This window comes from Reyranella sp. (assembly GCF_017305915.1).
Lineage (GTDB): Bacteria > Pseudomonadota > Alphaproteobacteria > Reyranellales > Reyranellaceae > Reyranella.
In genome coordinates this window covers 284,909-296,083 of sequence record NZ_JAFKJN010000007.1, presented here as the reverse complement: position 1 = coordinate 296,083, position 11,175 = coordinate 284,909, and the positions used below count along the sequence as shown (strand labels likewise).

At 61.6% G+C, this 11,175-nt stretch carries 4 protein-coding genes, 3 tRNA genes, 3 rRNA genes and 1 pseudogene; 3 read left to right on the top strand and 8 right to left on the bottom strand.

From position 1 onward, the window contains the following. Positions 1-147: 147 nt before the first annotated feature. Positions 148-957: pseudogene (locus J0J01_RS04970) on the top strand (IS256 family transposase); the annotation flags it as partial. Positions 958-960: 3 nt separating this feature from the next. Beyond that, positions 961-1,554: an alpha/beta hydrolase gene (locus J0J01_RS04965; RefSeq protein ID WP_365735977.1), complete on the top strand. Its 594-nt coding sequence runs from the start codon at positions 961-963 to the stop codon at positions 1,552-1,554. A 105-nt stretch (positions 1,555-1,659) separates the two neighbouring features. Here the strand turns inward: J0J01_RS04965 and J0J01_RS04960 are convergent. The 6 genes from J0J01_RS04960 to J0J01_RS04935 form a co-directional block, all read right to left on the bottom strand. Continuing rightward, positions 1,660-1,736, bottom strand: a tRNA-Met gene (locus J0J01_RS04960). Between the two features lie 57 nt (positions 1,737-1,793). Then, positions 1,794-1,908: ribosomal RNA gene (rrf, locus tag J0J01_RS04955) — 5S ribosomal RNA — on the bottom strand. 85 nt (positions 1,909-1,993) lie between these two features. Continuing rightward, positions 1,994-4,723: ribosomal RNA gene (locus J0J01_RS04950) — 23S ribosomal RNA — on the bottom strand. 230 nt (positions 4,724-4,953) lie between these two features. Further along, positions 4,954-5,029, bottom strand: a tRNA-Ala gene (locus J0J01_RS04945). 120 nt (positions 5,030-5,149) lie between these two features. Then, positions 5,150-5,226 (bottom strand) — tRNA-Ile (locus tag J0J01_RS04940). Positions 5,227-5,352: 126 nt separating this feature from the next. Further along, a 16S ribosomal RNA gene (locus J0J01_RS04935) occupies positions 5,353-6,841 on the bottom strand. Together the 16S, 23S and 5S rRNA genes with 3 tRNA genes alongside form the textbook arrangement of a ribosomal RNA operon. Positions 6,842-7,523: 682 nt before the next feature. Between J0J01_RS04935 and J0J01_RS04930 the strand changes: the two genes are divergently transcribed. Continuing rightward, a complete protein-coding gene (locus J0J01_RS04930; protein ID WP_296379098.1) occupies positions 7,524-9,017 on the top strand; it encodes a peptidoglycan DD-metalloendopeptidase family protein in 1,494 nt (497 codons plus the stop codon). Between the two features lie 101 nt (positions 9,018-9,118). Here the strand turns inward: J0J01_RS04930 and J0J01_RS04925 are convergent, their stop codons facing one another. Together J0J01_RS04925 and J0J01_RS04920 are read right to left on the bottom strand one after the other, a co-directional pair. After that, a complete protein-coding gene (locus J0J01_RS04925; protein ID WP_296379097.1) occupies positions 9,119-10,588 on the bottom strand; it encodes a S8 family serine peptidase in 1,470 nt (489 codons plus the stop codon). A gap of 280 nt (positions 10,589-10,868) precedes the next feature. Then, positions 10,869-11,135, bottom strand: coding sequence for a hypothetical protein (locus tag J0J01_RS04920; protein WP_296379096.1), 267 nt, complete (start codon positions 11,133-11,135; stop codon positions 10,869-10,871). Positions 11,136-11,175: the final 40 nt, after the last annotated feature.

The window sequence follows — 11,175 nt, the reverse complement described above, 5'->3', positions numbered from 1 at the left end:
TCGATACCACCGGCACCGTGTCCCGATCCGTCTCCCGCAAGATCGATACGATCTGCTCTTCCGTGAACCTCGACTTCTTCATCCTGCCTCCTCGCGGAGGCCAGTCTCTCAACTAATCGATGGCCCGAAAACCCAGGGGCAGGTCATCAGGTAAGCCGGCTGTGTGAAGAGATTGATCAGCGGGTAAAGGCCTTCCTCGACCGACCGATCGAAGGCGACTGGCCATACCTGTGGATCGACGCGACCTACGTGAAGGTCCGCCAGGCCGGCCGCATCGTATCGGTCGCCGTGATCGTGGCGGTTGGCGTCAATGCCGATGGCCGGCGCGAGGTGCTCGGCATGGATATCGGCCCCTCCGAGGCCGAGACCTTCTGGACGACCTTCCTCAGGAAGCTCGCCCGGCGCGGCCTGCGTGGCGTGAAGCTGGTGGTCTCCGACGCCCACGAAGGCATCAAGGCGGCCGTCTCCAGGATCTTCACCGCCACCTGGCAGCGCTGCCGCGTCCACTTCATGCGTAACGCCCTGGCCCATGCCGGCAGAAGCGGCAGGCGCGTCGTCTCGGCCTTCATCGCAACAGCCTTCGCCCAGGACGATGCCGAGCAGGCCAAAGCCCAATGGCGCCGCGTCGCTGACCAGCTCAGGCCCAAGCTCCCCAAGCTCGCCGGCCTGATGGATCAGGCCGAGCCCGACGTGCTGGCCTACATGAGCTTCCCGCCCCAGCACCGCACCAAGCTGCACAGCACCAATCCGCTGGAACGATTGAATGGCGAGATCAAGCGCCGCACTGAGGTCGTTGGCATCTTCCCCAATGAGGCCGCCATAACCCGCCTCGTCGGCGCCATCCTCCTCGAACAGAACGACGAATGGGCCGTACAGCGCGCCCGCTACATCACGCTGGAAAGCATCGCCCCCGTCGGCGATGATCCCATCGTCGGCCTGCCCATCGCGGCTGGCTGATCGATCCGGCTCAAACCCCGAGATCGCCTGGTTGATCGACGATCAGCTACACCACGGTTTGGGACACGATCCTCTCAGGGGTGCGCGGTGGCGATTGCCTTTGCGGCACGCCATCCCGAAAAAGTCAGTCACCTGATCCTGCATGGCGGTTTTGCACTGGGGCCGCTCAAACGGACACCTGAAGAAACCGAGCGCACGCGGGCAATGATGCAGCTGATGAAGGCGGGTTGGGGTACAGACAATCCGGCTTTCCGTCAGATGTTTACGTCACTGTTCTTCCCGGAGGGAACGAAGGAGATCTTCGACAGCTTCAATGAGCTGCAGCGGGCCAGTATCTCATCGGAGAATGCGATCCGCTTTCGCGAAGTGGTAGGCAATATCGATGTTCGCGACTTGCTGTCGAAGCTGAAGATACCGACCCTCGTCACTCATTCGCGCGGAGATGCCATTGTGCCTTGGGAATACGGTCGCGCGATGGCCTCGGAAATTCCGGGTGCTCGCTTCGTAACCCTGCAGAGCAAGAATCACATTCTGCTCGATTCGGAGCCTGCCCACGAGCGACTGCTCGAAGAAGTACGCGAGTTCCTCAAAAGCTGAGAACCAACTCGTGCAATCGAGAGCTTCCGGTTCCGCCGCTGCAGCGCTGCGATGAGCCGCTGAGAAAACAAAAAGCCGTCCCCTTTCGAGGACGGCTTTTCAATTTGGTTGCGGGGGCAGGATTTGAACCTACGACCTTCAGGTTATGAGCCTGACGAGCTACCGGGCTGCTCCACCCCGCGTCGATTTCCTGCGCGCTGTTCGTCTGTCGTTCGTCGGAAGATCTTCGCGCTTGGAAGACCTGGCAGCGACCTACTCTCCCGTGCCTTAAGACACAGTACCATCGGCGCTGAGGGTTTTCACGGCCGAGTTCGGAATGGGATCGGGTGTACACCCCTCGCTACTGCCACCAGGTCGTCGAAGCGCAAAGATTGGAAGAGATCTGAAGTCCCGGGCACACAAAGCCGCGCCGCGGATGTCGACCGCTGCACGGAACGATGAAATCAAGCCGATCGAGCTATTAGTACCGCTAAGCTGAATGCATCGCTGCACTTGCACATGCGGCCTATCAACGTGGTGGTCTACCACGACTCTCAGCGAGACCTAGTTTCGAGGCGGGTTTCACGCTTAGATGCTTTCAGCGTTTATCCCTTCACTACATAGCTACCCGGCGCTGCGACTGGCGTCACAACCGGTACACCAGAGGTAAGTCCATCCCGGTCCTCTCGTACTAAGGACGGCTCCTCTCAAGTCTCGAACACCCACAGCAGATAGGGACCAAACTGTCTCACGACGTTTTGAACCCAACTCACGTACCACTTTAATCGGCGAACAGCCGAACCCTTGGGACCTGCTCCAGCCCCAGGATGTGATGAGTCGACATCGAGGTGCCAAACACCACCGTCGCTGTGGACGCTTGGGTGGTATCAGCCTGTTATCCCCGGCGTACCTTTTATCCGTTGAGCGATGGCCCACTCACGCGGAACCACCGGATCACTATGGCCGACTTTCGTCCCTGCTCGACTTGTCAGTCTCGCAGTCAGGCGGGCTTGTGCCATTGCACTCAGCAGCCGATTTCCGACCGGCCTGAGCCCACCATCGCGCGCCTCCGTTACTCTTTGGGAGGCGACCGCCCCAGTCAAACTACCCACCATGCAGGGTCCCGGACCGGGATAACCAGTCGCGGTTAGACATCAAAGATCAAAAGGGCGGTATTTCAAGGTTGCCTCCACTCGAGCTAGCGCCCGGGCTTCAAAGGCTCCCGCCTATCCTACACATCCAATCTCTAATGCCACTGCAAAGTTGTAGTAAAGGTGCACGGGGTCTTTCCGTCTAACTGCGGGTACCCCGCATCTTCACGGGGAATTCAATTTCGCCGAGCCCATGTTGGAGACAGCGGGGAAGTCGTTACGCCATTCGTGCAGGTCGGAACTTACCCGACAAGGAATTTCGCTACCTTAGGACCGTTATAGTTACGGCCGCCGTTTACCGGGGCTTCGATTCAAGGCGTGAACCTCTCCTCTTAACCTTCCGGCACCGGGCAGGCGTCAGACCCTATACTTCGCCTCACGGCTTAGCAGAGCCCTGTGTTTTTGTTAAACAGTCGCCACCCCCTAGTCTGTGCCCCTCTGGCGAGACCGCCAGAGGCCCCCTTATCCCGAAGTTACGGGGGTAAATTGCCTAGTTCCTTCAACATGGTTCCCTCAAGCGCCTTGGTATACTCTACCAGTCCACCTGTGTCGGTTTAGGGTACGGTCTATACGCTGGAGTTATTTCCTGGAACCCTTGGGCCGCCCGAGCATTCGCCAACGAGCTCGGGCCACATTTCGGATCCGTCACTTCCAGCAGGCCCACGAATATTGACGTGGTTCCCATCGGCTACGGCTGTCGCCCTCACCTTAGGGGCCGGCTAACCCTGCGCGGATTGACCTTGCGCAGGAACCCTTGGACTTACGGCGGAAGCGTCTCTCACGCTTCTTATCGCTACTCATGTCAGCATTCTCACTTCCGATACCTCCAGGCGCCCTCACGGGTCGCCCTTCACAGGCTTACGGAACGCTCCGCTACCACTCTTTCGAGTCCGCAGCTTCGGTGCATGGCTTTAGCCCCGATACATCTTCGGCGCAGGATTGCTTGATTAGACCAGTGAGCTATTACGCTTTCTTTAAAGGATGGCTGCTTCTAAGCCAACCTCCTGGTTGTTTTGGCCTTCCCACATCCTTTCCCACTTAGCCATGACTTGGGGACCTTAGCTGGCGGTCTGGGCTGTTTCCCTCTCGACGACGGACCTTAGCACCCGCCGTCTGTCTGCCGTGCTGTACTCATCGGTATTCGGAGTTTGGTTAGGTTTGGTAAGACTTTGGATCCCCCTAGCCCATCCAGTGCTCTACCCCCGATGGCAATCACACGACGCACTACCTAAATAGTTTTCGCGGAGAACCAGCTATTTCCGAGTTTGGTTGGCCTTTCACCCCTAATCACAGGTCATCCGATACCTTTGCAACGGTAACCGGTTCGGTCCTCCAGCGCGCGTTACCGCGCCTTCAACCTGCCCATGACTAGATCACCCGGTTTCGGGTCTACTCCGTGCAACTGGTCGCCCTATTCAGACTCGCTTTCGCTGCGCCTACACCTATCGGCTTAAGCTTGCTGCACAGAGTAAGTCGCTGACCCATTATACAAAAGGTACGCCGTCACCCTTGCGGGCTCCGACTGTTTGTAGGCGTTCGGTTTCAGGTCTTTTTCACTCCCCTTGTCGGGGTGCTTTTCACCTTTCCCTCACGGTACTTGTTCACTATCGGTCACTGAGGAGTACTTAGGCTTGGAGGGTGATCCCCCCGTGTTCAGACAGGATTTCACGTGTCCCGCCCTACTCGAGGATACGACCGCTTTCTACCCGTACGGGGCTATCACCCGCTATGGCCACTCTTTCCAGAGTGTTCCGGTTCTTACGATCGTATCACTGGCCTGGTCCGCGTTCGCTCGCCACTACTAGCGGAGTCTCTGTTGATGTCCTTTCCTCCAGGTACTGAGATGTTTCAGTTCCCTGGGTTCGCTTCGTCGACCTATGGATTCAGTCGCCGATCATCCTGATGGATGGGGTTTCCCCATTCGGATATCTCCGGATCAAAGTATGTTGGCAACTCCCCGGAGCTTTTCGCAGCCTACCACGTCCTTCATCGCCTCTCAGTGCCAAGGCATCCGCCAAACGCCCTTGTTGTGCTTGATCTCACAACTGTTTGTCAGCGAAGAATGATCTCTCGATCATGTCTTCGGCTCGTTCCGTGCAGGGGACGACCCCCACGACGAGAACGGCCTTGTGTTCTACTTACCCGTTCCTACCACTCCGCCTAGGCGACGGAGCGCGGAAATCTAGACTTCAGACCTCTCTTCCGATGAACGATGTCAAAGAACGATCCGATGCGGTTTGCATCGGGTGTCTCTGCACCTGTGTGATGGTGGTGGAGGCAGACGGGATCGAACCGACGACCTCCTGCTTGCAAAGCAGGCGCTCTCCCAACTGAGCTATGCCCCCGTTAGGCGGTGATCCGCGGTCTGCGCTTCGTCCGTTTGAACCGTTTTCACCGTTTTCGGCGAATTCACCGTTTTCGGTGCGGACCGGCCTCCCCGAAGGCAGAGCCGATCGCGCGAAAGGTGGTGGGCCAGGGAGGATTTGAACCTCCGACCTCACGCTTATCAAGCGCGCGCTCTAACCAGCTGAGCTACTAGCCCAATTCGGGCAGACGAAGCGAGAAACCATCACAGGAAAGGGATGCGTCGACGGCGGCGGTCGGGCTTGAGAAACCCGACTTCGATTTTTGTGTAAGTAAGACCCGAATTGCTTCGGACCTTCCTTAGAAAGGAGGTGATCCAGCCGCAGGTTCCCCTACGGCTACCTTGTTACGACTTCGCCCCAGTCATTGATCCTACCGTGGCTGGCTGCCTCCTTGCGGTTAGCGCACCATCTTCGGGTAGAACCAACTCCCATGGCGTGACGGGCGGTGTGTACAAGGCCCGGGAACGTATTCACCGAGGCATGCTGATCCTCGATTACTAGCGATTCCAACTTCATGCACTCGAGTTGCAGAGTGCAATCCGAACTGAGACGGCTTTTTAGGATCGGCTCCGGCTCGCGCCATCGCATCCCATTGTCACCGCCATTGTAGCACGTGTGTAGCCCAGCCCGTAAGGGCCATGAGGACTTGACGTCATCCCCACCTTCCTCCGGCTTGTCACCGGCAGTTTCTCCAAAGTGCCCAGCATAACCTGATGGCAACTGGAGACGAGGGTTGCGCTCGTTGCGGGACTTAACCCAACATCTCACGACACGAGCTGACGACAGCCATGCAGCACCTGTGTTGACTCCGGCCGAACCGAAGGGAGCGTCTCTGCTCCCGGCGAGTCACATGTCAAGGGCTGGTAAGGTTCTTCGCGTTGCGTCGAATTGAACCACATGCTCCACCGCTTGTGCGGGCCCCCGTCAATTCCTTTGAGTTTCAACCTTGCGGCCGTACTCCCCAGGCGGGGTGCTTAACGCGTTAGCTGCGACACTGACGAGCAAGCTCGCCAACGTCTAGCACCCATCGTTTACGGCGTGGACTACCAGGGTATCTAATCCTGTTTGCTCCCCACGCTTTCGCGTCTTAGCGTCAGTAACCGTCCAGATAGCCGCCTTCGCCACTGGTGTTCTTCCCAATCTCTACGTATTTCACCACTACACTGGGAATTCCACTATCCTCTCCGGTCCTCTAGTCATCCAGTATCAAGTGCATTTCTTGAGTTGAGCTCAAGGCTTTCACACCTGACTTGAATAACCGCCTACACGCGCTTTACGCCCAGTAATTCCGAACAACGCTAGCCCCCTTCGTCTTACCGCGGCTGCTGGCACGAAGTTAGCCGGGGCTTATTCTGCGGGTACCGTCATCATCGTCCCCGCCAAAAGAGCTTTACAACCCGAAGGCCTTCATCACTCACGCGGCATGGCTGGATCAGGGTTGCCCCCATTGTCCAATATTCCCCACTGCTGCCTCCCGTAGGAGTCTGGGCCGTGTCTCAGTCCCAGTGTGGCTGATCGTCCTCTCAGACCAGCTACCGATCGTCGCCTTGGTGAGCCATTACCTCACCAACTAGCTAATCGGACGCGGACTCATCTTTTGGCGATAAATCTTTATCCCGTAGGAACCATTCGGTATTAGCCCTAGTTTCCCAGGGTTATTCCGAACCAAAAGGCAGATATCCACGTGTTACTCACCCGTGCGCCACTCGTGTATTGCTACACGCGTTCGACTTGCATGTGTTAAGCCTGCCGCCAGCGTTCGTTCTGAGCCAGGATCAAACTCTCAAGTTTAACGTGCTCTCGACCTCTCCGAAGAGAAGCAAGAGCGCTTTGAGATCCCGTCACTAGATTACTATGCCCGGCCTTGCGGCCGAGCGTTCGAACTAGCGACGACGAAAACATCTGCAGCCAACCCGAAGGTCAGAGCTGACGTTCGCCGCCGCCGGCGTATCCCTTTCCTAACAGACGATGCATAGAACACACGACCGGGTGGTCGAGACCTTCAGCTTCCGGGCGTACCGTTTGGGTCGAAGAACCCCCCGTCACTCTTACGCCGTGACGTTTTCGGTACACCCCGTTCGCCGTGGGAGCCGCGCTTATATGGGTGACCCATCGGGGTGTCAAACGTAAATTTTCAAATCTCTTACGAAGTCCTAAGAGTCTGAAAAGGCACGTCAAACCTATTGTATTGTTGTCGCCGGCCAGCCTTTCCGGCATCAATATGTAGCGTCCCTGCCGTTGGGGATCGATTGTTGAGCAACGGCAGCAACCCAAGCTGAGGCCCGGCCCACCGGGCCCACATAGGTCAACGGTCATGACGGATTCCCCCCCTCCGTCGGGCCGGCCCGAAGGCGCCCAAACGGCGCTTTTCGTGCTGTTCCGGCCTGTCCTATTCGCGATTGGCGCCAGCGGCCTGGCCCTTGGCGCCCTGCTTCTGACACATCGCAACAGCCCATCGCCGCCGCCGGCGATCGTGGCCGAAACCGCCCTGCCGGACCCCGATCCGGCACCGCCGGTCAGCGCCGCCGACTTCAGGGGCGGCCTCGATCCGGCCGATTTCAAGGGCTTCCAGAGCGCCCAGCCGCCGACACAGCAGGCCCAGCCGTCGAGCGATCCCGAGCCGCCGGCCCCCGATCGCTACGAGCTCACCCTGCGCCTCGAGAAGGGCGACACGATCGACAAGATGCTGGCCGACATCGAGGTCCCCGAGACCGATCGCAAGGCCATCGTCGACGCCCTGCACGCGATCCTGAAGAAGCGCAAGATCGCGGTCGGCGAGGAAATCCAGCTCGAGATCCAGACCCTGCCGGGCCAATCCGATGCGCCGCGCGTGCTGTCGCTTTCGATCCGGCCCCAGCCGGAGCGCGAGTACATCGTCAAACGAAGCGACGACGGCAGCTACTCCGGCGAGGAGAAGACCTATCGCGTCAGCCCGCGCATCGTGCGCGTCGAAGGCGAGCGGCACGGCTCCCTCGAATCGAGCGGCATCGCCGGCGGTGCGCCCAGCCAGGCGATGGTCGAGTTCATCCGCGCGCTTTCCTACGACGTCGACTTCCAGCGCGAGCTGAAGGAAGGCCAGAAGTTCACCGTGCTGCTCGAGCAGCTCGTCACCAGCGACGGCAAGATCACGCATCCCGGCCGCCTGCTCGCGGGCGAGCTGCATCTCGGCAAGCGCTCGGTCACGGTGATCCGCTTCCGCCCGCAGAACGGCGCCGAGCAATTCTACAACCCCAAGGGCGAGAGCGTGGTGCGCTCCTTCCTGCGCACGCCGATGGATGCCTCGAAGGTGACGTCGCGCTTCGGCATGCGCGATCATCCGATCCTCGGCTACAGCGCGATGCATACCGGCGTCGATTTCGGCGCGCCGTCGGGCACGCCGATCCTCGCCGCCGGCGCCGGCAAGGTGATGATGGCGGGCTACAACGGCGGCTACGGCATCTTCGTGAAGCTCGAGCACACGCGCGATATTGGCACCGGCTATGGCCACATGTCCCGCCTCGGCCCCGGCATCAAGCCGGGCGTCGCGGTGCGCCAGGGCCAGGTGATCGGCTTCGTCGGCTCGACCGGCATGTCGACCGGCCCCCACCTGCACTACGAGTTCTATCGCGGCGGCCGGCCGGTCAATCCGCTGGCGCAGAAGTTCGCGATGCAGGCGTCGGTGGGCGGCAAGGACCTCGCGCGCTTCAAGGGACTGGCCGGCCAGTACGTGGCGCAGCTCAAGAACGCGCCGAAGGTCGCCAAGCCCGACGCGTTCGACGACAACCACGCGTCGAAGGTCGACGCGGGCAAGCGCGAGACCGCGAAGGAGGGCCGCCAGCCCAACGTCGCGGCGCGCTCCCGCATCGTACCCAAGAAGCACACCGACGCGACCATCGCGAGCGGCCCTGTGACGTCGGAGAAGCCCGCGGTGAAGCATAGGTCGAAGGTGACCGCGAGCCACACACGGCAACTCGCCAACGGCAGCTGAGTTGCCGGAGAGGCGCTACTCCAGGCGGCGCATCAGGTCTTCCGGGCTCGCTCATGAATCGTGATGCGGGCCTGGAGGCCCGCGGTCCCCGAAGAACATGATCAGGCCGGCATCGACGCGACCATCTGCTTGATATCCGGCCGAGTGCCGATGCGCTCCGTGGTGTTGCCGCGCTGCGGTGCGCCGGTGGCTCTCAGCAGGTTCCTCGCCTGGGCCGGCGTCAGCGGCGCGCGGCCCATCGCCTTGCGGATGCCCTGCACGGCAGCCAGGGCGCCGACGACCATCGGCGAGGCGCCCGAGGTACCGCCGAACGTCGCCGTGTAGCGCCTCTCCTCGGCGCCGCCCTGCAGGAAGCCATAGCCGCCGGCGACGACCTCCTCGCCCCAGCCCTGCGTGTCGACCGCGGCGCCGAAGTTGGAGAAACCCATGCGCGCGCGGTCGGGCCCGAAGGCGGTGCTGGGCGGCGCGCCGGCGCCGACGATGATCGAGCCGGAATCGCGCCGGGTGCGGTCGAATGGATTGACCCAGTCGCCGGGAAACGTGACGGGCCCCGAGCTCGGCCGGAGCGAGTAGATCGGGTCGTCGAGGTTTTCGCCGCCATTGGCACCGGCACTGACGACGATGATGCCCTGGCTCACCGCGTAGGCGACCGCGCGGTACGTGACGTCGATCCATTCGACCGGGATGTAACCCCTCTGGTCGTCGCGGAGGGTGAAGTTGAATCGCGGACCGGCCTGCTGCGTTTCCAGCAGCATGATGTCGCCGGGCCGCAGGCGCTTGGTCGCCGCGACGATCGCCTTGACCGGAGTGCTCTCGCCCGAATGCGAGATCGCCGCGACGCGCGCATTCGGTGCGATGCCGATCACGCCCATGCCGTTGTCGTCGCCCACGATCTCGCTCAGCACGGCGGTTCCGTGATCGCGCCACAGGGGATCGCTCAGCGCGGTCCCGCCGACCAGCCCGTCGACGCTGTGCTGCAGATCCTCATGATCGAAGCACCAGCCGCCCTCGATATCGATGATGCTGACGCCGTCGCCGCGGCCGCCCGGCTGGCTCCACGCCCAGCGCGCATCGACGCCGTCGGGCGATGCGTTCAGGTATCCCTGCATGGCGGAGAAATCGGGCGTCGCCGTGCCGGGCGCCGGCGGTGGGGCCGCGGGAAGCATCATGGCGTGGGCCCGGTTGCCCACGGCGGCCATCCGCGGTGGCGCCGCGGCCGGCAAGAGCGGCGGCGTGACATAGGCTGCCTCGACGAGGCGATGGGCGTTCAGCTCGGTCGCGAGATCCTCGATCTTCTCCTCCGGCGCGGTCACCAGCTGGTAGCGGCCGAGCTCGGCCGGCGGCGGCTGCGGCGTCGCGAATTCGCCGGCGACGGCGGCCAACCCCGGAGGCCGCGACGGCGGCATCAACAGCGTTTCCGTCAGCATCGGCGCGATGGTGGCGCTCGCCCTGGCGAGGATCTGCGCGATGTCACCGATGGCTTGCGCCGCGACCTCCCGGACATGCACGGCCGGCGCCATCAACCCCAGCGTGCTCGGGCTGGCCGCGGCTTCGCGCGCCGGCTCGGTCATGACGACAAGCTGCCGCTGCTGCCAAAAAGGAATATCCGTCCGCCCCCACGATGCCAGAACCGCCGGCGCCGCGAGGGGACGCTCCGGGCGGGCGGCGCGCTTCGCCGAAGCAGTCCGCTTGGTTGCGGCGGTGGGCTTCGCGGCGGACATGGGTTTCGCGGCGGACCTGGGTTTCGCCGTGGCTTTGCGCTTGGCTCCAGTGGATTTGCGCTTGGCTGCCGCTTTGCGTTTCGCCGCCATGATGCCCTCCCTCCGGGTCACGAAAGCGATAGCATATTCCCTAGGGTAAACCCATCGGCGGTTGCATGTAGGCAGCGGTGACGCCGGGCACATCCGTCAGCCTGGTCGCTACCTTCGCCGCCTCGTCGTCCGAGGCGACGGTTGCCTGGAAGTATCGCGCGAGATGGGGGTCATCGATGCCGGGCGCGACCGGTTCGAGTGTCAGGCCGAGCTCGTCGAGAGCCCGACGCAACGGCGCCGCCCCGCCAGCGTCCTTCGAAAAGCTGGCGGCTATGTCAGCGGCAAGTTGCACCATTACTTGCGCCATGATCGTCCCACGCATTGTGGCCGCAACGGCGTCCCTGCAC